Raw genomic sequence first — 26189 nt, 5'->3', positions numbered from 1 at the left:
CCCTATATTCCTACTGCTCGTAATAACTAACCACCTATATAAGACATTGCTATTTTCTTCCTGTTTTTTGCAGATTCCTCTGTTCGTTCATCTGAATAACGATCAACCCTTTCTCTCCAGGTCGAGACAATAGCTGATTGAATTGTTTCATCATTCAAACCTGAACGCAACAAACTTCGTAAATCAAAGCCTTCTGTTGCAAAAAGGCATTTATATAACTTGCCATCAGCTGCAATTCGCATTCTCGTACATGTAGAACAGAATGGTTCAGATACGGAAGTGATAAAACCAACTTCTGTTTTTGTTCCACGATAACGATATCGTTTAGCAACCTGACCTATATCATTTGCATCAACCGATTCTAGTTCAAAATGCTTTGAAAGTGTAGCAAGTAATTCTTTTTTTGAAATGACTTTACTATAATCCCATCCGTTCGATTGTCCAACATCCATAAACTCGATAAAGCGTAACGTTATTCCACGTTTTTTGAAATAGCTTGCCATTGGAACTATTCGGTCATCATTCATCCCTTTTTTGACAACCATATTGACCTTTACACCTAAGCCAACTTGCATTGCCTTGTCAATCCCTCGAAGAACAGTTTCATTTTTATGAGCGGTGTCACTAATGGATTGAAATGTTTTAATATCGAGTGCATCTAAACTTACATTTACCCTTTTTAACCCTGCCTGCTTTAATTTAGCAGCCATACGCTCTAGTAAAGAGGCATTGGTTGTCAAGGCAATATCATCCAATCCGGAAATATTGGCTAATTTCTCTATTAACATCGGTAAATCTTTACGTAATAGCGGTTCCCCACCAGTTAGGCGAATTTTTTTCACTCCAAGTTTTACAAAGATTTTAGTAATTCGTTCTATCTCCTCAAAGGAAAGAAGTTTGTTTCTAGGCATAAACGTAAAGTCCTTACCAAATACCTCTTTTGGCATACAATATCTGCACCTAAAATTGCACCGATCTGTGACAGAAATCCGTAGATCTTGTAAAGGGCGTCCTAATTTATCTAATAAAGGTGACATATGCTCTCCTCCTAACACTAGTAATCATGATAATAAAGTGAATCTTTGGACAGATATGGTTTTCGTTCATCCCCACGGCTTGTTAGTAGCCCACGGGTATGACTTAAAGGACGCTTACAAAATAGGGCATCTAGTTAGGTACTATTACCTTCCACTTAGACTTGTTGCAGTACAGATTTAACCAAATCTCCTGAAGTGGGAGTCTTACAGCACCTTATATACGGGATAAAATAAAGCTGTTATCTCGAAAAAATTATAAAACGCGGCACCCATATACTTCCTTTTCTGTAGATAAACAAATTCACATCAAGAACGTGTTCAAATCTGCGTCAAGAACTCCATGTACCACGTGCATTGCTAACAGAAAAGAGCTACCAAAAAAGCCAATGGATAAAGTCACCGTACTAAATGTAACAAATGTAACTGGTTCTTTTGACGGCCCTCAACCATAAACTTTTTCTTTCTAATTAATTTTTTTTAAAGCTACCCTTTCTCTATAAATAATATAACTTCTACGTAAATAACGGATAGGAAAACTAAATGCATGAACAAGTCTTGTAAAAGGCCATACTGTATATAAACCAAACGTCGTATAAATATGAATCTTAAACCAAATTGGAACGCTAGCCATTAGTTCCGGTTGTACATGAAAGACTAGTATTCCCCTAATCCAAGGAGCGATGGTCGTACGATAGTCAAATCCATGAGCATCAACATTGAAACTAGTTGCTAAAAGTCCAGTTATGATTGCCATTAACACAAAAATCAAGGCTACCCAGTCACTTGGCGAAGTCGTTACTTTAATTCGCTTTACACTTATTCGGCGATACAATAAGATCGTAGCCCCTGTGAAAGCAGCAAGCCCTGCTGGCAAGCCGCATACAATAGCAATAACATGATAGGTATGCTCTGTAATACCTAATGATTGATAGAATTCAACTGGAATAATAAGACCAAGAACATGACCACCAAGAACAGCAAAAATACCAAAATGAAATAATACAGATCCAACACGTAATAATTTCTTCTCTAAAAACTCACTTGATTTTGTTGTCCAGCCAAACTGGTCTTTTTGATACCGATAAATATGACCACCAATAAATATCGTCAATACAATATATGGAAATACTCCCCACAGTAATAAATCGATTATTTTCATGCCATTCTACCTCACTTCTGCGTTAACTATTTCTTGGTTGTACGGTTCAATTTCTAATCCATTTGCTTCCATTTGTAGAAATAGTGCGTCAAATAATAAGTCATAATAACTACCAGCTTCTGAAAGTTTTTCACGTATCATCCAAATCGACTTGCTATGAAGCTGCAGCAACTCATTACTTTTTTCCATAGAAACTTGAGCACAAAATTCAAGCATTAGCGGTAAATAATCAGGAAGTTCCTTATCCGTTACAAAAAATCCAGCCTGCTCATAGAAATTTTTTAACTGTAATAATTCCATGCCTCTTTTTCGATGCTCTCCTAATTTCAAATAGGTAACGTATAAGTTGGTCACTTTCCCAAAGTCAAAGGTTTCAACGTAATGATCTACCCAATCGGTTAAATGCGTATCCGACACAATTTCAATGAATTTATGCAGTTTATTTTTGATCAATGGGTCGTTTAAATGTTCTATTTCCTGTTTTAAATATGGCAATTCCTTCATTAACTCTTCGTTAGGGTACTTCAAAAGAAAAGCGATCATTTGGTACATTGCTACTGGATTCATTAAAAACAGCCCCCTTTTCGATAAGATTTATTTTAAAAATGAAATTGTTGAATAGGGCACGACTCACTCCGCCTTGCTACTAACCTCGAAATTCCAGTAAAATCATTCGTAATCTTCCCATTATGAGAAGACACCACAGTTCCCAGGTCCCCCTGCAAAATCAAGCCCGCAAATCCCCTGCTCTTCGTATAAGTTAGCAACTTCTTCTTTATGGCTCATAGGAATAACAAAGCGATCATGATATTTAGCAATTGCCAGCAAGCGATACATTTCTTTTATATCTGCCTCTTTCAATCCAAGTTCTGTGATTCTATCGAGATGGAATACGTTACCGGTCGTTTCCGAGCGCATATAGCTTCGCATGACGGCCATCTTTTTTAAAGCCTTGCGTATCTGCTCTGTATCACCAGCAGTTAATAAATTTGCCAAGTATTCAATAGGAATACGCATTTGGTCAATGGCGGGAAAAATATCTTCTGTATTTGCCTTACTCCCCTTCCCTTCAATCATGTTCATAATTGGACTTAGTGGGGGGATATACCAAACCATTGGCATCGTGCGGTATTCAGGGTGCAAAGGTAACGCAATCTTCCAATCTATAACCATTTTATATAGTGGTGATTTTTGCGCTGCCTCTATCCAATCCATTGGAATTCCTTCTTTTTTTGCTTCTGCAATCACTGCAGGATCGTTCGGATCTAGAAAAATATTTAATTGAGCATTGTATAAGTCTTTTTCATCTTCTACGGACGCTGCATCTAGTACTTTATCCGCATCATAAAGCATAATGCCAAGATAGCGAATTCTGCCGACACATGTTTCCGAGCATATAGTAGGTTTGCCATTTTCTATTCTTGGATAACACATGGTACACTTTTCTGCTTTGTTTGTTTTCCAATTGAAATACACTTTTTTATACGGACAAGAAGTGACACAGTGTCTCCAGGCGCGACATGCATTTTGATCAACAAGTACAATACCATCTTCATCTCGCTTGTACATAGCTCCTGATGGACAAGCAGAAACACAGGGAGCATTGATACAATGTTCACATATCCGTGGTAAATACATCATAAATACATCTTCAAACTCTGTTTTAATCGTTTCTTCCATTTGCAGGATATTCGGATCCCTAAGTCCTGTTATATGAGCACCTGCAAGATCATCCTCCCAATTCGGTCCCCATTCCAAATCCATGAACTCACCCGTTATCGCTGACTTTGCCCTGGCAACTGGCTGGTGCTTTTTCTCTTTGGAATTCGTTAATGTCTCATAATCATAATCCCACGGTTCATAATAATCATCGATTTCTGGCTGGTAAGGATTGTAAAAGAGGTCGATAAGTCGTTTTGCTTTTGACCCAGATTTAAGCGTTAGTTTACCATCTCTTAATTCCCAACCTCCCTTATATTTATCCTGATCTTCCCACTGTTTTGGATAACCAATTCCCGGCTTTGTTTCTACATTATTAAAGTACATATATTCCGCTCCGGCGCGGTTCGTCCAAGTAGTTTTACATGTAACACTGCAAGTATGGCAACCAATGCACTTATCAAGGTTCATGACCATTCCTACCTGTGCTTTAATTTTCAAGCCAATCTACCTCCTTCAACTTTCGAATAACCACATTTAAGTCTCTCTGATTCCCAGTAGGACCATAGTAATTAAAGCCGTAGCTAAGTTGCGCATAGCCACCAATCATATGTGTTGGTTTCACATGAATACGTGTTGGACTATTATGCGTACCGCCACGATTTTTTGTTAATTTTGTTCCTGGCGTATGAATATGTCTGTCCTGGGCATGATGCATAAAGGCCATCGTCCTCGGGATCCGATGGGATACAACCGCCCGTGCCACAACAACGCCATTTCGGTTGAAGCATTCGATCCAATCGTTATCCTCTACATCTACTTCCTTTGCATCATCTTTGTTTAACCAAATTGTTGGCCCCCCTCTAAAGAGCGTTAACATAGGCTGAGCATCAAAGTACATGCTGTGAATGGACCATTTGTTATGAGGAGTCAAATAATTGAGCGTAATTTCCTTTCCTTCCATTTCTGGGCGTTCTTTTCGAAACGGTCGATGGTTTAAAATGGGTTTATATACAGCAAACTGTTCCCCAAATTCTTTTATCATTTCATGATCTAAGAAATAAGATTGTCTTCCCGTAATGGTGCGGAAGGGGATCATTCTTTCAATATTTGTTGTAAACGGTGAATATCTCCGTCCTCCTTTTTCCGAGCCACTGAATGCCGGCGATGTAATAACCGTTTTTGGTTGTGCGGTTATTTGCTCAAAGGTGAATAACTCCTCTTTACGATCAGTGGCTAAATCCTTAAGCTGCAGATTTGTTTTTGATTCCAATGCTTCCCACGCCTTCACTGCTATCTCTCCGTTGGTTGTAGAGGAAAGCATGAGAATCGCTTCACATGCATCTTTAGCATTTTCGAGGTTAGGACAACCATCAGCTATGCTCCCATTTTTAACAGTGCCGATATTGCGCTTCACTTGCTCATATTCCTTATCCATTTTCCATTGGATACCTTTACTGCCATATGGACTCTTTACCATATTTGGACCAAGGGCGGTCATTTTTTCATAAATTGTTTTATAATCTCGTTCAACCACGTGAATTTGTGGCATCGTTTTGCCTGGAATCGGTTCGCATTCTCCTTTGGACCAATCCTTAATTTCCCCAAATGTTTGTGCCATTTCTTGAGGTGTATCATGGTTTAATGGAGTAGCGACTACCTCTTTTATCGAATCCATATCGATAGATTTTGCTAAGTCAGAAACTGCTTTTGCTAATGCCTTAAATATATCCCAATCCGACTTTGCTTCCCATGGTGAAGCAATCGCTGGATTAAATGGATGTACAAACGGATGCATGTCCGTACTCGATAGGTCATGCTTTTCGTACCATGTGGCCGCCGGTAAAATCACATCTGAGTATAGTGCTGTGCCAGCCATCCGAAAGTCCAAATTGATTAACAGGTCTAATTTTCCTTCAGCTGCCTTATCCCGCCATTTTATTTCTTCTGGGCGTATCGTATCTTCATCCGTATTTAACAACCCATGTGACGTTCCTAATAAGTATTTCAGAAAATATTCGTGTCCTTTACCTGAACTGGAAATCAAATTAGCTCGCCAGACAAATAAATTTCTCGGAAAATTGACAGGATTATCTGGATCTTCTATGGCAAATTGCAGCTTTTGTTGCTTTAATTGTTCTGCGACATATTGACCAATTTGCTCAGTCGTACTATTTCCTTTGGCTATTGCTTGTTTATACAATTCAATCCCATTTTGATTAAATGTAGGATAAGACGGCAACCAACCGAGCCTAGCAGCTAATACATTGTAATCACCGTGGTGATCATATCTTGCTTTATCTACATGTGCTGCAACGAGATCACTCACTGGTGTCTCTTCAAATCGCCATTGGTTTGTAGCGAAATAGAAAAAAGAAGTTCCATTTTGCAACTTTGGAGGCCCGCCCCAATCTTTGGCTGTAGCTATTTGCGTCCAGCCTTCTACAGGGCGTAATTTTTCCTGTCCTACATAGTGAGCCCATCCTCCTCCATTCACTCCTTGGGCGCCGACCATTAACACAAGATTGACAATTGCGCGATAAATGGTGTCAGAGTTGAACCAATGGTTAATGCCTGCTCCCATAATAATCATTGATCGACCGTTTGTGTCAATAGCATTCCGGGCAAACTCTCGAGCTATTTTTATAACTAATTTCCGATCTACGCCACTGATTTCCTCTTGCCAAGCTGGCGAGAAGGGTGCAATCGCATCATACGTGCTAGCAACCTCACCACCGATGCCTCGGTCCACCCCATAATTTGCCAGCATTAAATCGTAGACCGTTGTAACATATTCCCGCTTCCCATCTAGCTCCAATTCCTTCACGGGAACTGCCCGTTTTAATAGTTTTTTTGTCGTATTGTCAAAGTAAGGCATATCTACATTTACTACTTTATCTTCTAAACCTAAAAAGCTTAAGATGGGTTCAATTGGTTCTCCTGTTAGTTCGTCTACCAGTAAGAGATTCCATTTTCCTTCATCACTCCAGCGAGATCCCATCGTTCCTTGTGGAATAGCAAAGTCACTGGTTCGTTGGTTATACATAGCTGGCTTCCATTCGCTATGTCTACATGCTTTTTTTAAATCTTTCGCATGCAAGAAACGATCCGCCAGAAAATGCTGTTTACCTTTTTTCAAACGAACTATAAATGGAAAATCCGTGTATGTTTTGGCATATGTCTCAAAATATGGAGTCATTTCCTTATCGTAAAACTCATTTAAAATAACATGTCCCATTGCCATGGCAACAGCTCCATCACTTCCCTGCCTCACGGACAACCAATCATCCGAAAACTTCGTCGACTCCGCATAGTCGGGGCTAACAGAAACGACCTTAGTCCCTTTGTAACGCGCTTCTGCTAAAAAGTGAGCATCCGGGGTACGCGTCAATGGTACATTGGATCCCCATGTTATGATATAGCCTGCATTAAACCAATCGGAGCTTTCTGGTACATCCGTTTGGTCTCCCCAAATTTGCGGTGATGCTGGAGGAAGATCTGCATACCAATCATAAAAGCTTAACATTGGACCACCTATTAATGACATGAACCTACTTCCAGCAGCATGACTAATCATCGACATTGCCGGAATCGGTGAAAAGCCAACATTACGGTCTGGACCATATTTGATTACCGTATAAAGAACCGAAGCGGCAACTAGCTTTGTTACTTCTTCCCAATCAGCACGAACTAAGCCACCTTTTCCTCTAGCAGTTTTATACTTAGCTGCTTTATCTTTATTTTCTACAATACTTCGCCAAGCTTCTAAAGGATGGTTGTATTCTTTTAATGCTTCTCTCCATAATTGTAATAATTTTTTCCGAACATACGGATATTTCACTCGGAGAGGACTGTAAAGATACCAAGAAAAGCTAGCTCCCCTCGGACAACCACGTGGTTCAAATTCTGGCATATCTGGTCCAGTTGTAGGGTAGTCCAAATGCTGCCCTTCCCACGTAACGATTCCATCTTTCACGTAAATATTCCAACTGCATGAACCCGTACAGTTCACACCGTGTGTAGAACGAATAACCTTGTCATGTTGCCACCTATTTCGGTACACTCGTTCCCAATCTCTATTTCCTTCTTGTAGCTGGCTATGATTATTTGCATACGTTTCTTTTGGTTTCAAATAGTTAAGTCGTCGCCAAAGCGGTGAGCGTTTCCTCTTCATGGGCTATCCCTCCAATGAATCTCTTTAAACTCATTTAATCACCACTTCTTATGAAAAGATGTGATATACATCACACCCTCGGAATAAAAAAATTTATATGATAAATATAATGTAAACGAGAGAGGAAGGAACGGTTATGTTAAAAAAATCAGGTCTTCAGCTTTCCTTGCAAACTTCCAGTCTAATTATCGGCTTTATGGTATGGGTATTAATCTCTTCCTTGATGCCCAGTATGAAAGAAGATATTCCATTAACTGCTGGACAAGTCTCGTTAGTTACGGCTATCCCGGTTATTTTAGGTTCCGTCCTACGTGTTCCTATTGGGTTCTTTACCAATCGATATGGCGCAAGGATTATCCATATTATTTGTTTCTGTACGCTACTGCTCCCGGTCTTCTATATAAGTCTTGCTAATTCGTTTATAGATTTAATTATCGGAGGATTTATAATTGGTGTGGGCGGAGCTACTTTTTCCATTGGGGTAACCTCTTTACCAAAATATTACCCAAAAGAAAAGCATGGATTAATCAACGGAATATACGGCGTAGGGAATATTGGTACGGCTATTACTACTTTCTTAGCACCGGTTATTGCCCATTCCTTTGGCTGGCAAAGAACGATTCAATTCTACCTTGTACTTATACTCTTGTTTCTTATCTTCAATATTGCATTTGGCGATAAAAAAGAATCCAAGGTTAAAACATCAATGGTTGAACAAATAACCAAGGTATATAAGAATTCTACCCTATGGTTTCTAAGCCTATTTTATTTTATAACGTTTGGCGCATTTGTTGCATTTACTGTATTTTTACCTAACTTTTTAGTTACAAATTTTGCATTGACATCTATTGATGCAGGTGTGCGAACCGCCGTCTTTATTGCAGTTGCAACATTTCTTAGACCAGTAGGTGGATGGCTAGCAGATAAATTTAATGCCTATTATATACTCATGGCTGTATTTGTTGGTGTAGCCATTTCTGGTATTCTATTATCCTTTTCACCAAATATTCATTGGTATACGTTTGGCTCTCTTTCCGTTGCCATAAGTGTTGGAATCGGCAACGGAACCGTATTCAAGCTGGTTCCATTATACTTCTCAAAACAAGCTGGGATTGTTAATGGTATCGTGGCAGCAATGGGAGGATTAGGTGGGTTCTTTCCCCCAATTATATTAACCACCGTTCATAATATAACGGGGCATTATGCCATCGGATTTATGGCACTTTCCCAATTTGCTTTCATAAGCCTAGTAATTGTTATATTCATGTATTACCAAGAACAAAGAGATCTAGAAAGAAAAGTATTCGAAGGAACCTCAGAAGGGATTATGATAACGAACATCCATGGGGAGATTCAATATGTTAACCCTGCCTTTACAAAGATGACAGGGTACAGTAAAGAAGAAGCAATCGGGAAGAGACCTAGCCTTTTGCATTCTGGAAAACAGGATAAGTCTTTTTATGAACTAATGTGGCAAGATATAAATAAACATGGTTATTGGCAAGGAGAAATATGGAACAAGCGGAAAAATAGTGAAGTGTATAAAGAATGGTTACATATAAGCACCATTAAAAATAATGCTGGACAAATAAAATACTACGTTGGCATGTTTAATGATTTATCTATGTATAACCGACCAATAATCAGCGATAAAAATGTTTCTTCATAATGAAAATAATTAAGAGGGCGTTCCTATGTCTATTTATAAGACTTGTAGGAGCCTTCTTTTGTATGCATTTCTTTGTTTTTACGTAAACTTTTGGCTTTTTGAGCTAACCCATTTTCATACTATCGTAAATAAAATGAAATACGGGACCAAATATATACGAATTTGTTTTTGCTTCCATTAATGAAGGGTATGGAATAATAGATACGTAATTATTATGGGAAAATTCAAACTGTAATACAGTACGTATACATGATTGGAGGTAACAACAATGAAAAAGCGGCGAAAGATGATACGAGCTGTTAAGTATACTGGAGCAATCGTTTTAACTATCGGGATTTTAATATTTTTATATGGTTTCTTTATAAGTGACAGAAGCTATATAACAGGCATCGGGATCGGTACTGTTATGGGCGCAGGCTTCCTCTTTATAATGGGTATTTTTTTTGCAGCAACAGAAGAATCATTGAAAGAAAGATTAAGTAGATGGAGAAATAAATTTAGACGAAAAAATAAATAGACGGGGGAGTGCCCCCCCTTCCATTATTCATCCGCTTACATCATATGCAGTAATTCTAAGCCCTCGCTTATGAAACTCTTAAATAATTCTGAAATATGTAAGCGAAAAAACAAACAATGGTGGATAAATAAAAATATAGCTATCAGTCTATTGGCTGATCATTTTTGCTAAAATCGGCTAATAGGTAAAGAGATATGAGGCTTATCATTACAAGAAATGCACTACTATAGACAATAGCTATAATTTCATTTTAGGAGGATAGAATGGTAAAATAGTGATACAGAATCACTCTTTTTAACAAAGAAAGCAGGTGACAGCATGGCAGACTTCTCACATTTCAATGAACATGGAAGGGCTAAAATGGTTGATATTTCTGAAAAAAATGAAAGTGAAAGAAAGGCAATCGCCCGGTCAAGTGTAAATATGAATAAAATGGTTTATGAAAATATTGTCGAACAAAAGAATAAAAAGGGAGATGTACTGGGGGTAGCTCAAATAGCTGGTATCATGGGAGCAAAGCAAACATCATCCCTCATTCCGATGTGTCATCCGATACCGATTAGCAGTGTAGACCTTTCATTTACTTGGGTTGAGTTAGATGCATATGATATGTATCAGTTAGTTATCCAAGCTGAGGTTAAAACAGTCGGTCCAACAGGAGTAGAAATGGAGGCGTTAACCGCAGCCGCCACCGCAGCATTAACTGTTTATGATATGTGTAAGGCGATCGATAAAGGGATGACGATTGGACCAACCTTTTTGCAAGAAAAAAGCGGTGGCAAAAGCGGCGATTATCATAGGGGCACAAACTAGCTACGTATTACATCAGTAAAGCGGAAATATTGTTCACGTAGCAGGGATAATTTTCTCCCTGCTATTTTTTATGCTCTTTATTTCTCGTTAATCCGTTCATTAAGAATAATAAAACAAACGAAAAACCAATACTGATAAGCGCATAATAGGCTGCGATTTCTATTTTTCCCGATTCAATTGCAAGATAAATTGCGGTTGGGATGGTTTGTGTCTTCCCCGGAATATTCCCAGCAAACATTAGCGTTGCTCCAAACTCGCCAAACGCCCTCGTAAAGCTTAAAATAAACCCAGTCGCAATGGACCGGTAAGATAATGGAATTGTAATGAAAAATAACAATTTCCAACTCGACGCTCCGTCTACCTTGGCCGCGCCGCGAATATTATCGTCAACCATTTGGAATCCTGTTTTAAGTGATTGATACATGAGTGGGAAAGCAACAACGCTGGCAGCAATAATTGCCGCAGTGACCGTAAATAGTATCGTTTGCCCACGTAGCAAGGAAATGGCTTGCCCGACAAAACTGTTGTTACCGAAAATCATAATTAGTAGAAACCCGATTACTGTCGGCGGTAACACAAGCGGCAAGAAAACGATAGTTTCAATGATCGCTCGCCCTTTAACATTTTTTTCTGTCATCCAGAATACAGATATAATCGCAAAAGCAAATACGATAACTGTAGCTATACTAGCTACGACAAGTGAAAGCTGAACAGGATGCCATGACCAAGCCATTAATCACCCACCAACTTATTACTAATAACAAAACCAAATTGGTTAAACAGCTCTCTACTCGTTTCATTTTGCACATAATTATAAAATTGTTGAGCTGCTTCTTTCTTCTTCGCGGATTGCTCATTTCCATTTTCGATCATCGCTACGTAATAGGATATAGGTGTATGTAACTTAGGATCAATCTCTTCCATTACCTCTACTCCGTTTACACGATGAAGGTCACTACTATAGACAATGCCTGCAGCAACAGCATTATCTTTCACTAGCTGAAGGACATGGGATACATCTTTAGCAAATACCAGTCGCCCTTGAAGATTCTCCCAGACATCCATATTTTTTAACACTTCTTGGGCATAAAATCCTGCTGGAACTGCTTCTGGCGTACCAATAGCAAGTTTTTGTTCGGTTTCAATGAAATCTGCTAGAGATTGGGAAGGCACCTCTTTTTGCTTGATAGCAATTAATTGATTTTGTAGTAACTCCTTACCTCGATCAATAAAGCCTTCCTCCATTAACTGTTCATAATCTTGCTTGGAAGCCGAAAAAAAGACATCAATTGGCGCTCCTTGTTCAACTTGCTTACGTAACGCCCCTGTACCACCAAAATTAAATGTCACATCAATCTCCGGGTTCTCTGCAACAAATTTTTCTTTTACATCCATTAATACGTCCATCATACTAGATGCTGCAGAAACAGTAAGCTCTACAGGTTTATCAGCTTTAGAACTTGTCTTCGATGAAGTTCCACAAGCCGTTAAAAACAACAGCATCACTACGAAAATGAATATAATTGTTTTTTTCACGTTGCTTCATCCTTTTGTTCCGTATCTAAATTATCATCATTCCCAGTGGTTCTATTAGTAGAAAACAGAAAGAACAATTCCTGTTAAGCAGAAACCACTGTAATTGATCACCGTTTTTATTTACACGAATGAAAGAAGTTAAGTTTCATTTTCGCTCTAAATCTTTCCTCACTTCCATTACCAAATGCCGCAGTTCTAGAAGAATAAGCTTTTCCATGGCTAATCTTACCGCCCCACTGGAACCAGGAATGGCAAAAACAATCCGGTTTTGAGATACTCCAGCTATCGCTCTTGATAAAATGCTTGCCGATCCAATATCCAATTGATAGCTGAGCATTCGAAACAGCTCACCGAAGCCTGGTAATTCTTTCTCTAATAATGGCTTAACAGCTTCAATCGTAACATCTCGATGTGAAATCCCTGTTCCTCCATTAATGATAACAGCTTCCACTTCTTTTCCATAATTATTTAAATAAGCCTGAATATCCGCCTTTTCATCTGGAATAACATCATATGCATGAACAGCGTGACCTTCTTTTTCCAGAAACGACTTTATAAGCTTTCCACTTTTATCTGTTTCTTTATTCCTTGTATCGCTGACCGTCAAAATGGCACATGTAACTGCTTTTGGTGAAGATTTTCTATGATCACGCAGCAATGTTAGCACCTCCAGTCTAAGTATTTTCTGTCTCTCCAACATATTTTTTGTATTCAATTTGCCGATTTATATTTAAGAATGCCTCTACATCATCTAATTCCACATAATGCGTATTTATTTTTTCTAACAGTTGATCCATTCTTCGCTCTCCCTGATCGAGCTGGTTTTTTATTCGTTCTTTTACGGAGCAATCGAATAGAGCAACAAGTGGTTGCATTTTTCCAGCTACGATTGGGATTACTGCCTCTACATTACTCGAAGCATGGTGAAGCAAAATCTCTAAAATCTTCGGCTTCATAAACGGAACATCGACTGGCAAAGTGATTAGCCACTCCGTATTACAAGCCTCCATTGCAGTATATATGCCCGCTAGCGGACCATGCCCCTGATAGCGAGCTACATCTTCTATCACCTGTAACCCTATATCGTCATGCTGAAAAAACGAAGCTAACTCAGGACTTGTAACCATGCAGACCTTCTTGACAAATGGCCGCAGTACATCCACAGAAATTTGGTAAAAAGGTTTCCCATCTTTCTTGGCAAATGCTTTTGGGGAGCCAAACCTTCTGGAGGCACCTCCTGCAATTACCGCCCCTGTTGTTTTGTGCTTCACAAAAGCGCCCCTCTCCGATTAAATATCGTTTGCTAGCAAAACCGCTCTAAAAGCAGTCGATTTTTCACACGCATTATAAAAAAGATCGTTAGGTTCAAATGGACACCCGCTCATACGAGAACCGAACACCAAAATAAAGTCTTCATAACTATCCTTTTGATTCTCTACCCTCCGCTTACTGGCGGAATAAAAGCAACTGTATCACCAGCTTTTATCATTTCCTGATCATTTACATATTCCTCATTAATTGCTGTCATCATTTGCTGAAGCTGAGGTAAGTGATAGCTTTTCTGAAGTTGCTTTTTTAATTCCTCAACAGTCATCCCATCCCCATTTACCTGTAATCGATCCGTCCCCAAATCCTCCTGAAGCTGTGCGAATAATAAAACATTAATCAATTGGATTATCCTCCTTTACCTTCACCATTTAAAAGTCACCTTATTTATTTTACAGCGCTTGCGCCTTTGTTCTTTGTGCTCAAATGAAAACTTAACCGCCTATATAAGACATTTCGATTTTTTTCCTGTTTTTTGCTGTTTCCTCTGTCCGCTCATCAGAATACCGATCATCTCTTTTCTGCCATGCACACACAACTGCTGAACGTATTGCTTCATCGTCCGTTTCAGAACGTAATATACTCCTTAAATCTAATCCATCTGATGCAAATAGGCACGTATACAGTTTTCCATCTGCTGCGATCCTTGCTCTAGTACAGCTAGAACAAAAAGATTCAGAAACAGAAGTGATAAACCCGACTTCAGTAGCCGACCCCGTATAACGATATCGTTTTGCTACTTCTCCAACATAAGCAGAATTCACAGCTTCTAACGAAAAATGCTTTGATAATTCATCGTAAAGTTCTTTTTTCGTAATCACTTGGCTAAAGTCCCAAGCATTTGTCGTACCTACATCCATAAATTCAATAAACCTTAGTGTAATACCACGTTCTTTAAAATAGGTCGCCATCGGAATTACTTGGTTATCGTTCATTCCCTTTTTAACTACCATATTCACTTTCACGCCTAACCCAACTTCCTGGGCTTTATCGATTCCTCTTAAAACCGTGTTCGTTTTGTAGCTGGAATCATTAATTTCGGCAAAAACGGCATCATCTATAGCATCTAAGCTTACATTTACTCTGTTCAAACCTGCAGCTTTTAGTTCCCAAGCCATGCGCTCTAACAGAGAAGCATTCGTCGTAAGGGCTACATCTTCTAATTCAGGAATAGAGGCTAATTTTTCAATTAATACAGGCAAATCTTTACGCAATAAAGGCTCTCCACCAGTCAATCGAATCTTCCTTACTCCCATTTGAACAAAGATTTTCGCGATCCGCTCTATCTCTTCAAATGAAAGCAGTTGCTTCCTCGGCATAAAGGTAAAATCTTTGCCAAACATTTCCCGTGGCATACAATATCTGCAGCGAAAATTGCAGCGATCCGTAACAGAAATCCGTAAATCTTGCAATGGACGCCCAAATTTATCTTTGATTACAGACATTGAATCCCCTCCTTCTCCCTTTCCTACTTAGATTCATTCTAACAGAATCAAGCTCTAAATACCTTACAAATTGGTGAATTATTCGTATAAAAATACTGCCACCGAAATTATTAAAAGTACATGGTATTGTGCTAGTGAAAGATAACCTGTTAGAAATGATGCGTAAACAGAATATAGAGCGAATGTTCACCAACTACTGCCTAGAGAGATGCCTGTAAGGAAGAAAATTAATTTCATTTTGTTTTTTACTCATCAACAATATGTTAAGACCGTGTAGGAGTAATTTTTAATGTAGAAGGGTGCACTTAATAAGCCATCCTTCTTCTTTTTGAAAAAAATGGAAATTATTACGCCTATGATCGCACCTCTTCTTCCCACCATACTCATGGTGACAAACCCTCCCACATCTCACAGCGTCTTCGCGCATACATTCCTTCATTCGGTCTATCCATGAAGTGGGGCCGGCGTTGCTTTCCTGCAGGGTCATTACCCGATTGTATAAAAATTTGCCGGCTGCTCCGTGCTTCCATTGTTGTGTAGTATTTGTATAAAATGAACTTCTTAAAAAACGTCTAAACGAGTATTCGTTATTGCTTAGCTAAACTGCACTCTGTAAGCGAAAATGCGGAATATCACTTAACATTTTTTCTGGACTAAAGGCTACTTGTTGTTTCCCTACTTTGAATAATATTCGAATTAATTTACAACATAATGCGATTAATGATTGTTTCTACTTTAGCGGGTTTTCTTTCCTTGTTGTAAAATACCCATGCATGGCTTTAAATGCCGGATTGTGATTTACCAATGGTAGGATTACTTTGAACAACAGCGCGCGTAGCTTTGGTCGACCCCTCTTGGTAATGACTGTTCTTCCTTGCCATTTTCCTGATGTTGCTAGTTTTAGATTTAAGCCCGCTAATTTAATAATTTGTTCCGGATGACTATAATGATGGAGATCGCCCACTTCCGCCAGAAAGGCAGCGATTGTGATGTCACCTACACCTTTTATATCTACCATTTCCTGTACACCAGGAATGGTGCTCGTAAGCCCCTCTATCATTTTCCAAACGTCATCGATCTTTTCATGAAGGAGCGTATACTGATCCATTAATGTTTGTATCTTTAGCCTTGCCATGGTTTTTCCTTCTTGGATTCCAATGGAATGGCGAGCAGCTTCTTTCAATTGTCTTACTTTTTTTAAGCCAACTCCTCTTTTTACTTCTTTACGGATTTCTGACAGGATTTCCATGTCATCTTTTTGGGAGATTTCATCGGGAAATAAACCCATTTTTAAAACTTGTAAAGAAGATTGTCCTTCCCACTTCGCAAAAACAGTCGTGTATTCTGGAAAATACCTGTCTATCCATTGATGGACGCGTCCTTGTACTGCCTGCAGGTCTTTTCTTAATTGGTCATACATATTCATGCCTTCTCGCAGCTCTGCATAGACCCCTTCTGGTAGATGAGGTTCCGAATAGCGCCCGTCTTGAACTAAGCGTGAAATGACTCTGGCATCTTTTACATCATTTTTGGTTGGGGAATTGTCATCCAACTCTTTTGACTTTTTAACATGTGCTGGATTTACGACGACTACTTTGAGTTGTTTTTCCATGAGCCAATAAGCCAAGGGCAGCCAGTAGTGTCCAGTTGGCTCCATACCAATAATAACATCGGATTTTTCCTGTTGTATGGCTAATTTCTCTATCCAATGAGTGAATGTTTGGAAGCCTTTCAACGCGTTTTCAAAGTATAGTGGTTTTCCAAATTGAACCCCACGAAAATCCTGCGCGAGCAACATGTTTATTCTTGGCGATGTCAACTCCAATAATTAATTATTTGTCTGTCAGTTGTAATATCTTTTCATTTTGTTTATAATTCATATTAATCCTCCTTGGTTAATTTAAGGGTCCATTTTTGCTTTAGCTTTGGGCACCTCGTATCATACCAAGGGGGTGTTTTTAGTTCAATCCTCATTTTGCTTTATTACAGGAATGCTTTCTTATTCTATAAAAAAAGCCCCCTTAGTACGACAGAGAGTGTCAGCAATGACCTCGAATTTAGTACCGAAGGAAGTTAAAGTACATCTTCAATCAGTGGGGGTTATCATTCATCCCTCACTGATTGTTAGCGAATGAATCAGGAATTTAGGTGCTGTTTCTCCCACGTAGAATTATTGCAGTACAGGTTATCCAATTCCTGAAGCGGGAAATCTTACAGCACCTTATACGAGATAAATAAATAACTATGTTTCTGCCATCCTTGAAAATAATAGTATATTTATAATTATACATTTCCTATTACATATCTACATCGCCAAAGATGTTGGCTTCAGAAGCCCCCTTTGTCCTGCCTTTCCTAGGCCAACTTCGAATTCTCAGTATGCTCTATCAACTGAGACGAGGGCCTTACTTTCTATTTTTCTCTGGCACGAAAAGCAACAAAAAACCAAATGATGTTCACTAAAACGCCCATTCCACTAATGACCATAACACTGCTCAACTGCAACATATTATCATTAATTAGACCAATGATTGCAACCATAACAATTGTTGACAAAAGCATCACAATTCCTATTGTGCAAAAAACAGCCATCACTATTTTCATCCAATTTAACCCAACCGTATATAATATGAATGGTACTAGATAAAAAATAAGAATCATTGCAATAGAAAGCCACATACCTTTGGAGTTAAATTGATTTGCATTATCACCCAGTTCGGATAATGGTGATAATGAAGTAACAATAATTAAACCACAAAATAAAAAAGCAGAAAGTATTGTTAATGCGATTAAATATTTCTTGTTTTTCACGAAAAGCTCACCCTTTCTATTTTTTAAGTAAAAAAGCATTCTTGAATAGTAACAAAACCAGAAAAGGCTTCTAAATAAAGTGAATATTACATCATCGGAGGTTTTCATTTATCCTCCACGGCTTGTTAGTACCGTAATGGTATGACCGAAAGGCCGCTTACAAAATGGGGCATACATGCTATTATCTCTCACTTAGACTTGTTGCAGTACAGATTATTTAACTCCTGAGGGGGGAGTCTTACAGCATCTTAAAAACGGCGATAAAGGTTTCACCCCTTTTATTATTATCAATCAACTTTAGTAATTAGCAACTTCACTGTTCCAGCAGGTGTTTCTACAAATACTTTATCATTTACTTTATTACCGATTAATTTTTTTCCAATTGGTGAACTAGTGGAGATATGCGCTTTTTGGGGATCTGACTCTTTAGGACTAACAATCTGGTATGTCTCTTCAAGACCATCGGGTAATTCTTTAAACGTAACAAACGTACCAAGTTCAACGACATCGCTTTTGGTTACTTCCATTATTTCTGCACGAGCCAGTATGGATTCTAATTCAGTAATTTGTGCCTGTATGATACTTTGTTCCTCCAAGGACTTTCTGAATTCTGGATCTTCATCAAAATCACAGAAAGCCCGCCCTTCCTTTACTTGTTGATTTACCTCTTGCAGCTTTACTGCTTTTAAATAGTTTAGTTTCTCTTGAAGCTCTAGGTATCCTGATTTAGTTACAGGTATGTTTTTCATATTAGTTCCCTCCACTAAACACAGCATACTATATCGTTTGGGAAACAAGCTACTAACCGGCTCTCCAGTGTATAGCAACAAAATCAGATCACGTCCCGTTCCTGCTTTTTTCTGCATTAGTACTAAAAAATAAATACACTAAAGCTACACTTATCACAAAGCCAATGAGAGAACCCAATAATAGTTCACCAACTAAATAGGAAGGGGGTGTTCATCTGGCATCGTTTCCTTATTGGTTCTAACTCATCATTATGACCGTTACTTTACTCCATCTTTATTTGAAGGAATAGTGAACTAATTTTTACTAATTTCCTCTATCGTATCTGATTCCAAGCCTTTATCTCAACTTAGCAACTCTTAAATACCGAGTAAAGAGAAAGGTTAAGAAATTTTCGCACTTTTCACACCAACGTACAAAAAGTTCCGTATACCGCAGTTCAATCTTATGTTCCATTAGGTATCCGTTTCATTCATTTACGGTTACTCCATCTACTCCACTTGCTCCTTTATTAACAGTACACGCTTTTATAAGCATCATTCATATTTCACTTGCTTAGAATCTCTTCTAAAAGTTTCACACTCGTATCTTCCTTCTCTTTCACATGACGAAGAATACTCTATTTTTGACTGTCCTTTGAGAAACGTCATACTTTCATCATTAACACATTCAGAAGTTTATCCTTCGTGCATTCATGGCGTAGAAACAGTATAATTTGTTCAACCCTTCGTGATTTTATCACTACTACGGCGTCAGCTGATTTCCCACGATAAACCTTTTTCGACCAGCTTCCTTTTCAGGGGGACTCCTCAGCTGTCTCCATCAGACCTCTCAGGGTAAGACAACTATATCTTTCCTCTTTTACTCGCCTAATTTCTTCTATAGGATTACGCACATCCTTTAGAACTTTTACTTGTTGTGGAGCCTTATCCACCTACATAGCCTTGGTATCCGATTTTTGTTCGTTGAGCGAAGATTTTGATACACGCTTTCTTCAGCCCTTAACTCACGATAAGTACCTTGCGTTTTTCTAGTGGTTGGTTGATGTGTACCCCCACAGTAGACTTTCACCACCCAGATAGCCGCCGTACCTGGTGCACATATAAAATGAAACTTCAATCAGTAGGAGATTTCATTCATCCCCACTGATTGTTAGTACCGCAAGGATATGACCAAGGCCTCTTACGAAATAGGGCATTTAGGTGCTGTTATCTCCCACTTAGACTTGTTGCAGTACAGATTATCCAACTCCTGAAGTGGGAGTCTAATCACCTATATGAGGGATAAAAAAAGAGGCTGGGACATAACGAAATCGGCTGATTAAAAAAACGAACCATAAATCGCCAATTGTGTATACGCAAGTTTTAGCGTAGTCAAAATATGTAGACTCCTGCGGGAACAGCGCGAGCTGAAGATCCCATAGGAAAGCGGTTTTTGCTTTCCGAGGAAGCTGAAGAGACCTGCGGAAAGCAAAGTATTTTGACATAGCGGTGATAAAAATTTTTTAATGCAAATAAGCCGAACAATTATAAATGGATTGTTCGGCTTTGGCTATATAGTATTTGCTTATGTCCCAGCCTCTTCTCACTACAAATAAATCTCCACTTTGTTTTCATCAGTTTGTAAATATTTTTCCAGTTCTTCGGCTTGGACCATGATCGCTCCATCTCGATAAGGATTATCTGCTAACGAAGTGATATCCACATTATTACCATTAATAATAACTTGTTTTTTCCCATGTTGTAAATGGTACTGATACGTTACTGGCTTCCCAACATATTGAAATGTGAACTCTAATTGATCCAATTCCATTGGCAAAACGGGGTCAATCACAAGATTCCCTTGCTGACGGCGAATTCCTAATGCATTTGAGATCAATTGATTCATATAAATCCCTGGTCCGCTTGAATAAATTCGCCATCCCGATTTTACTGCAACATCTCCAGTACGTAGTTGAGCAAATTTTTCTCGTGCTTCATACCTTGTAGCAAATTTACCATCCGAACTGCTAAAGTACGTATTGCTTTGGCGGATTTCTGCATGGGGTATTTCTTCTTGAATTAATATTGGATTAATTACAGACAAGCCTTTCCATACTTCATGATCATAGCCAAGCTTTGCCATCGCTTCCACAAAGCGAATATGCGCATGTACATATTGCAGCCCTACTTCTCGACCGAAGTTCGCCGCCTGCTCTGCACGTTTAAAATGCGTACTTACTCCACCTTCATAATTTGCAGGGCGATTCATTAACCGAACGCCATCCGGAAAATACAGGTGTTCTTTAATCAACTTATAGTGTTGTTCAGCCTGCTCTTTTGTGAATAATTCGCTAATAATACTACGTTGCATTGGTAATAAGCGATAATGGATGCCAGTTTTTGAGTCAGTAGGATGAAGCATAAACTCGATATTACCTGGTTTCTCCATATATACAAAACCTGGAATGATATTCTCTGAAAGGATATATCTTTTAAAATCAGACTCCACACCTGAAGCAAGCTCTTTCATCTTTGACGATTCTTTTTCATCATACACCGCTAAAGCTTGCGCCATTTTTTGTAATACCTGGTACGTTAATGCGACCGTCCAGCTTGAGGACATGTATTTCTTTAAATGTTCATTCGCAGGTTGCAGTGTATCATCCCAATCACCATCATCATATAAAGATAAAAACGTATGATGGGCAAAGTGGTTCTTGATATAATCTACTTCTTTTAGAAGATGCTCCATAATCGTCGCTTTTCGTGCTGTAAATGCAAATGTACCTCTATCTGTATACGGAACTGCTTCCTCTAAGATGCTATAATCCCCGGTCGCTTCCAAATAATCAGCAACTACTTTAAGTGGCCAAACAATAATATCGCCATGGCTTTCTTCCTGTTGAACCCTCGTATACTTATCAAACATAAACCATTGCGGCCAATTACCTGTATCTTCATATTGATGAGAAAAAACGGTTTTAATAATATCCCGAACAGCTTGATCATTTTGCGTAGCTAGAAAATATTCGGTTGGACCTTGGCACACATCACGAGTTCCCCAAGCGGCCCCCCCATATTGTTCTAATCCATGTGGAGATGAAAAATGTACGAGCATATGATGCGTATACCACCAAGCTAACGTATTTATTTTCTCTAGTTCCCTCGTAGACTTACCAGAAGTAGTTAGTTTAAACCCCTTATTAACTTGACGGTAATAGATTCGATAACGCTCTATCTCTTTAGCAATATCCGAAAGTTGAATGAGATGTTCTTGTTTAGTTAATGAACCTTGGACGTTCAATTTCCATTTAGCTGTAGGACTCATAGTCATGACTAAAAGTGATGTAGATAATGGAGTAATATTTGTAGCTAGTTCTCGCTCATCGCTAACGGCTATCTTAGTACCTGTAACGTGAATATAATAGTTTAACTCTGGGTATACAGCCGCACTATCTGATTTAGAGTCGGCAGTACAAACAACGATATTTCCATTCTGTTTTATATGAAAAGGGACTTCATATTCATTATTATTCATCGTTACTTGATTTGTAACTATAAACCTATACGCTTTTCCTTTTTCCGATCTTACATGCAGCTGAAGTACAGCTGCATCAACCTTAGTAAGATTAGTAATAACAATAACATCATCTAGAAATTTGTAATACCATCTGGCATAATTAAAACCTATTTCGAACATAGAAGGCATCGTTAACAAACGATACGTCCTATCTATTTGAATATAGATTCTTTGCCCCGATGTTTTCATAATATTTAATGGATTTCGTGCATTGGTTATCATTTTATTCATAGATGTATTACCAATGGCGAGCTGTGAATTAAATATTCCATACATATATGAAGTAGTTGACATCGTATCTTCTCGCACTTGATCATTATGTCCACTCATGATGATATGCCCATGCGGACGCTCCACAAGTTCTTCTTTTCGCTTTAAAACGACATGTTCATACGTATCTGTAAAAAAGGAGAGTAATGTTTCCTGAGCAAACTCTTCCAGCTGACGATTAGGAAAATATTTTTCGATTTCTTGTGCTGTCATTTCCAATGTTTGCAGCGGTTCTCCTATTGTAGATAACAAACGGACCCTTTCTAATGGACTACTATCTTTTGATTCGGACCTTATATAACTCCATGCTTTTTTGATTTCATGATCAAATTCCAACTCCTGAATTGCAGAAGAATGATTTTCTTTAAACAAACCATAAAATACGAAATGCCGCTCCCCATTTAAATTAAGTTTCTCTGATTGTAATGCTGTATATGCAAATTCATACTGATAGTTTTTATTTGCTAAACAAGGTTTTGTTAACACTTCGGCTTGATTTGTTGTTTTATAGGATAAGCCAAAAAATTGAAGACCATCCGTAGAATAACCTACAACCTTGCTCAAAGCACCTTGCTGTATATAAGGGAATCCACTTTTTTGCGGTTGATTTTGTCTGGTACAAATAACATAACCCTTTTGCTTATCTTTAAAAATAGAATGATCCATATATTGAGACATATAAGCCTCGTTCGAACGAACAGCACTTTTATCAGCCAGACCTAAATCTTGAGCATAAATTAAGTCTACTTCTATATCTTCTCCAGTTAACAAAATATCCCAAAACCAAACACCTGCATCCGTTATATAGAAAGTGACCTCGTAATTTACATCTTCAAAAAAACCTTTCCACTTCACATATTTTTCAGTAGTAAAAATCTCGCTATTCGACCGGACACCTATTAAAGGAACCGCTGTTATATCCCAATTGCGATATATCCGTAAATATATATTATTAAGCGCTCCATCAATAGGGTTTGACAGCCACTGATTAATCATTGTTTCTTTATGGGAAATTTCATAAATATCGCCACTTGGAAGAAATGTAAATGTGATGTCTCGTGCTTTTAAGTGAAATTTATCTCCTAGATTCAATAGTTATTCTCCTTTCGTTTTACGCAATTCGAACGACAGTGCCATTACATCCCGACTATTTGGACCAACATACACCTCAAATTTCCCTTCATCGCTATAAAATGATAAATCTGCATGATAATAACGTAGCTGTTCTTCTGTCAACATAAACGTAACTTCTTTTTCCTCACCTGGTTGTAAATATATCTTTTTAAATCCTTTTAATTCCTTAAGTGACCGCACAACTTCACCGACTAAATCTCGAACATAGAGTTGTACCACTTCCTCTCCAGCTACATCTCCCGTATTCGTTATCTTTACCTTGATCGTTAAAGGCTTATCTGGTGTTATCGTATCTGAAGAAAGTATAAAATTACTATAATCAAAACTGGTATAGCTTAATCCATATCCAAAAGGAAACAAAGCTTCATTCGGACAATCTAAATATTGCGATACGTACCGTTCCTGGGCGTTAATTGCACCTTTAGGACGTCCCGTATTATAGTTGTTGTAGTATACTGGGATCTGCCCTACACTATACGGAAACGACATGGTGATTTTCCCGGACGGATTTACCTCACCGAAAAGAATATCTGCAATTGCTGAACCGCCTTCTGTTCCTGGATACCAGGCTTCAAGCACTGCATCTACCTTATCAACGACACCATGTAAATCAAGCGGCCGCCCATTAAACAATACGGCAACAGTTGGTTTTCCTAATTCAACCAATACTTCTACTAATTGTAATTGAACGTGCGGCAATTGGATATTCGCCCTTGAACCAGCCTCTCCACTCATATCAGAGCTTTCTCCTAAGGCTAAAACAATCACATCAGATTGCTTGGCAACATCTATCGCTTTAGCTAGCTCAATCTCACAGCTAGTATCAATTCCGCAACCATTTGCTACGACTAACTTTGAAGCAGGTACTTTTTTCATAATTCCTTCATATAGCGTTACAGCATCATCCTTTGCTCCAAGCCATGACCACGGACCAAGAATATCGTTATTGTTAGCAAATGGACCAATTAAACCTACTTTTCGTGTTGGATGAAGCGGCAATATACCTCCCTTATTCTGTAACAGGACACAGGATTTAGTGGCAAGTTCACGCGCTACCTGTCGGTGTTCTGGACACATAACGATCTCAGCTTCCCGCTTTTCATCAGCACCTCGAAACGGATGATCGAACAATCCCAACTTGTCTTTCAACTCTAGAATACGCATTACTGCTTCATCTAAAAGGGATGTATCGATTTGATTTGATTCTATGAGTGATTGTAGGTGATTGGCATAACAGTCTGTCATCATTTCAATGTCCACACCCGCTGACAGAGCCTTAGCGGCTGCTTCTGCTTCGTCCTCTGCAACACCATGCGGAATCAATTCTTTCACTGCACCCCAATCAGAAATAACAACACCATCGAACTTCCATTCTTCACGTAGTAAGTCACGCATCAACCATTTATTTCCACTCGCTGGAATGCCGTCAACTGTATTAAAGGCTGTCATGACTAACTCGCTGCCAGCTTCCAGGGCTGCCTTAAAGGCTAGGAGATATGATTCACGCAGATCTCGCTCTGACATGTTCACCGTGTTATAATCCCGGCCACCTTCAGCTGCACCATAACCAGCAAAATGCTTGACGCACGAGGCAACACGTTCATGATCATGTTTTAAATCAGTACCTTGAAAACCACGAACCTGGGCTTTGGCAAATACACTATTCAAATAGGGATCTTCACCTGTTGATTCCACCACTCTTCCCCAACGTGGGTCACGAACTAGATCCACCATTGGCGCAAAAGTTACATGTACACCACTAACAGCAGCTTCTTTAGCAGCAATGGTTGCGCTTTTTTCCGCCAATTGCAAATCCCAAGAGGAACCTATTGCTAATGGAACTGGAAAAATAGTCTTATAGCCGTGAATAATATCCGACATAATAAGTAAAGGAATGCCTAACCGATTATCTTGTAAATATTGCTTTTGAATCAATTTGGTCTCCTTAGCTCCAGAAGCACCTAAAACAGATCCTGCAAGTTGTATCATATTTTCTGGTATATTTATATCTTTCATTGGCCCAGTTATTTGTCCTTGATCAGAAGCACCTTTAAAAAATGGGGTGGCCAATTGTGTGACTTGTCCAATTTTTTCATTCAAGGTCATCTTTCTTAATAGATCTTTGATCTTATTTTCATTCAACGTTACCCCTCCTACAAACTATAAAAAGCAACTTTACTCGAAACGTTTCAACAAAGAATACAATCTGGATTATAAGTGTTTATTTAACGTTAGTCAAATGAAATTCGGCTTAAATACCATTTTAACATTGATTTATAAACATTTAACGAAAATATATATTAAAAACTTAAGTTGTCCACAAAAAATAGT

General features: G+C 38.6%; 18 protein-coding genes and 1 pseudogene. 3 read left to right on the top strand and 16 right to left on the bottom strand.

From position 1 onward, the window contains the following. Window positions 1–26: 26 nt before the first annotated feature. The 5 genes from moaA (KBP50_RS02480) to KBP50_RS02460 form a co-directional block, all read right to left on the bottom strand. Window positions 27–1037: a GTP 3',8-cyclase MoaA gene (gene moaA, locus KBP50_RS02480; protein ID WP_050349828.1), complete on the bottom strand. Its 1011-nt coding sequence runs from the start codon at window positions 1035–1037 to the stop codon at window positions 27–29. Window positions 1038–1500: 463 nt separating this feature from the next. After that, entirely contained in the window at window positions 1501–2190 is a 690-nt protein-coding gene (gene narI, locus KBP50_RS02475; protein ID WP_050350037.1) for a respiratory nitrate reductase subunit gamma, read from the bottom strand. A gap of 12 nt (window positions 2191–2202) precedes the next feature. Beyond that, entirely contained in the window at window positions 2203–2763 is a 561-nt protein-coding gene (gene narJ / locus KBP50_RS02470) for a nitrate reductase molybdenum cofactor assembly chaperone (protein ID WP_050349827.1), read from the bottom strand. 120 nt (window positions 2764–2883) lie between these two features. Then, the gene (gene narH, locus KBP50_RS02465; RefSeq protein ID WP_050349826.1) at window positions 2884–4356 is read right to left on the bottom strand and encodes a nitrate reductase subunit beta; all 1473 of its coding nucleotides are present in this window, start codon (window positions 4354–4356) and stop codon (window positions 2884–2886) included. Next, a complete protein-coding gene (locus KBP50_RS02460; RefSeq protein WP_050349825.1) occupies window positions 4346–8029 on the bottom strand; it encodes a nitrate reductase subunit alpha in 3684 nt (1227 codons plus the stop codon). The genes narH and KBP50_RS02460 overlap by 11 nt, the downstream gene beginning before the upstream one ends. A gap of 136 nt (window positions 8030–8165) precedes the next feature. On the opposite strand from KBP50_RS02460, the gene KBP50_RS02455 reads away from it, so the two are divergent. The 3 genes from KBP50_RS02455 to moaC all read left to right on the top strand — a co-directional run bounded on the left by KBP50_RS02455 (window position 8166) and on the right by moaC (window position 11028). Beyond that, window positions 8166–9698 (top strand): nitrate/nitrite transporter, encoded by a 1533-nt coding sequence (locus KBP50_RS02455; protein ID WP_050349824.1) that lies wholly within the window; start codon window positions 8166–8168, stop codon window positions 9696–9698. Between the two features lie 268 nt (window positions 9699–9966). Further along, window positions 9967–10215, top strand: a complete 249-nt coding sequence (locus KBP50_RS02450; RefSeq protein WP_050349823.1) for a hypothetical protein — start codon at window positions 9967–9969, stop codon at window positions 10213–10215. A gap of 318 nt (window positions 10216–10533) precedes the next feature. After that, entirely contained in the window at window positions 10534–11028 is a 495-nt protein-coding gene (gene moaC, locus KBP50_RS02445) for a cyclic pyranopterin monophosphate synthase MoaC (RefSeq protein WP_050349822.1), read from the top strand. A 61-nt stretch (window positions 11029–11089) separates the two neighbouring features. Here the strand turns inward: moaC and modB are convergent, their stop codons facing one another. The 11 genes and pseudogenes from modB to KBP50_RS02390 all read right to left on the bottom strand — a co-directional run bounded on the left by modB (window position 11090) and on the right by KBP50_RS02390 (window position 26000). Beyond that, window positions 11090–11761 carry a molybdate ABC transporter permease subunit gene (gene modB / locus KBP50_RS02440; RefSeq protein WP_050349821.1) on the bottom strand — a complete coding sequence of 224 codons (672 nt, stop codon included), beginning with the start codon at window positions 11759–11761 and terminating at the stop codon, window positions 11090–11092. Further along, the gene (modA, locus tag KBP50_RS02435) at window positions 11761–12564 is read right to left on the bottom strand and encodes a molybdate ABC transporter substrate-binding protein (protein WP_050349820.1); all 804 of its coding nucleotides are present in this window, start codon (window positions 12562–12564) and stop codon (window positions 11761–11763) included. Before modA ends, modB begins: the two co-directional genes overlap by 1 nt. Before the next feature lie 145 nt (window positions 12565–12709). Further along, window positions 12710–13264 (bottom strand): MogA/MoaB family molybdenum cofactor biosynthesis protein, encoded by a 555-nt coding sequence (locus KBP50_RS02430; protein WP_050350036.1) that lies wholly within the window; start codon window positions 13262–13264, stop codon window positions 12710–12712. Continuing rightward, window positions 13239–13835, bottom strand: a complete 597-nt coding sequence (gene mobA, locus KBP50_RS02425) for a molybdenum cofactor guanylyltransferase (RefSeq protein WP_050349819.1) — start codon at window positions 13833–13835, stop codon at window positions 13239–13241. The genes KBP50_RS02430 and mobA overlap by 26 nt, the downstream gene beginning before the upstream one ends. A gap of 164 nt (window positions 13836–13999) precedes the next feature. Then, window positions 14000–14233, bottom strand: a complete 234-nt coding sequence (gene moaD, locus KBP50_RS02420) for a molybdopterin converting factor subunit 1 (RefSeq protein WP_050349818.1) — start codon at window positions 14231–14233, stop codon at window positions 14000–14002. A gap of 91 nt (window positions 14234–14324) precedes the next feature. Continuing rightward, window positions 14325–15335: a GTP 3',8-cyclase MoaA gene (gene moaA, locus KBP50_RS02415; protein ID WP_050349817.1), complete on the bottom strand. Its 1011-nt coding sequence runs from the start codon at window positions 15333–15335 to the stop codon at window positions 14325–14327. A gap of 598 nt (window positions 15336–15933) precedes the next feature. Continuing rightward, window positions 15934–17164 (bottom strand): annotated as a pseudogene (locus KBP50_RS02410) (IS110 family RNA-guided transposase). 583 nt (window positions 17165–17747) lie between these two features. Next, window positions 17748–18146 carry a DUF5391 family protein gene (locus KBP50_RS02405; protein WP_072741641.1) on the bottom strand — a complete coding sequence of 133 codons (399 nt, stop codon included), beginning with the start codon at window positions 18144–18146 and terminating at the stop codon, window positions 17748–17750. A gap of 287 nt (window positions 18147–18433) precedes the next feature. Continuing rightward, entirely contained in the window at window positions 18434–18895 is a 462-nt protein-coding gene (locus KBP50_RS02400) for a GreA/GreB family elongation factor (protein ID WP_050349816.1), read from the bottom strand. 1585 nt (window positions 18896–20480) lie between these two features. Then, on the bottom strand, window positions 20481–23816 hold the full coding sequence (locus KBP50_RS02395; RefSeq protein ID WP_050349815.1) for a GH36-type glycosyl hydrolase domain-containing protein: 3336 nt from the start codon (window positions 23814–23816) through the stop codon (window positions 20481–20483). A 3-nt stretch (window positions 23817–23819) separates the two neighbouring features. Further along, window positions 23820–26000: a glycoside hydrolase family 3 N-terminal domain-containing protein gene (locus KBP50_RS02390; RefSeq protein ID WP_050349814.1), complete on the bottom strand. Its 2181-nt coding sequence runs from the start codon at window positions 25998–26000 to the stop codon at window positions 23820–23822. Window positions 26001–26189: the final 189 nt, after the last annotated feature.

The organism is Virgibacillus pantothenticus (assembly GCF_018075365.1).
Lineage (GTDB): Bacteria > Bacillota > Bacilli > Bacillales > Amphibacillaceae > Virgibacillus > Virgibacillus pantothenticus.
Note: the sequence above shows the minus strand (reverse complement) of the source record. Positions and strands in the feature narration are given on the sequence as shown.

Coding starts and splice junctions, on each gene's coding strand:
- moaC (WP_050349822.1), top strand. CDS start 10,534: ATGGCAGACTTCTCACATTTCAATGAACATGGAAGGGCTAAAATGGTT.
- moaA (WP_050349828.1), bottom strand. CDS start 1,037: ATGTCACCTTTATTAGATAAATTAGGACGCCCTTTACAAGATCTACGG.
- moaA (WP_050349817.1), bottom strand. CDS start 15,335: ATGTCTGTAATCAAAGATAAATTTGGGCGTCCATTGCAAGATTTACGG.
- modB (WP_050349821.1), bottom strand. CDS start 11,761: ATGGCTTGGTCATGGCATCCTGTTCAGCTTTCACTTGTCGTAGCTAGT.
- narJ (WP_050349827.1), bottom strand. CDS start 2,763: ATGAATCCAGTAGCAATGTACCAAATGATCGCTTTTCTTTTGAAGTAC.
- KBP50_RS02450 (WP_050349823.1), top strand. CDS start 9,967: ATGAAAAAGCGGCGAAAGATGATACGAGCTGTTAAGTATACTGGAGCA.
- KBP50_RS02400 (WP_050349816.1), bottom strand. CDS start 18,895: ATGAAAAACATACCTGTAACTAAATCAGGATACCTAGAGCTTCAAGAG.
- KBP50_RS02455 (WP_050349824.1), top strand. CDS start 8,166: ATGTTAAAAAAATCAGGTCTTCAGCTTTCCTTGCAAACTTCCAGTCTA.
- KBP50_RS02460 (WP_050349825.1), bottom strand. CDS start 8,029: ATGAAGAGGAAACGCTCACCGCTTTGGCGACGACTTAACTATTTGAAA.
- KBP50_RS02430 (WP_050350036.1), bottom strand. CDS start 13,264: ATGTTGGAGAGACAGAAAATACTTAGACTGGAGGTGCTAACATTGCTG.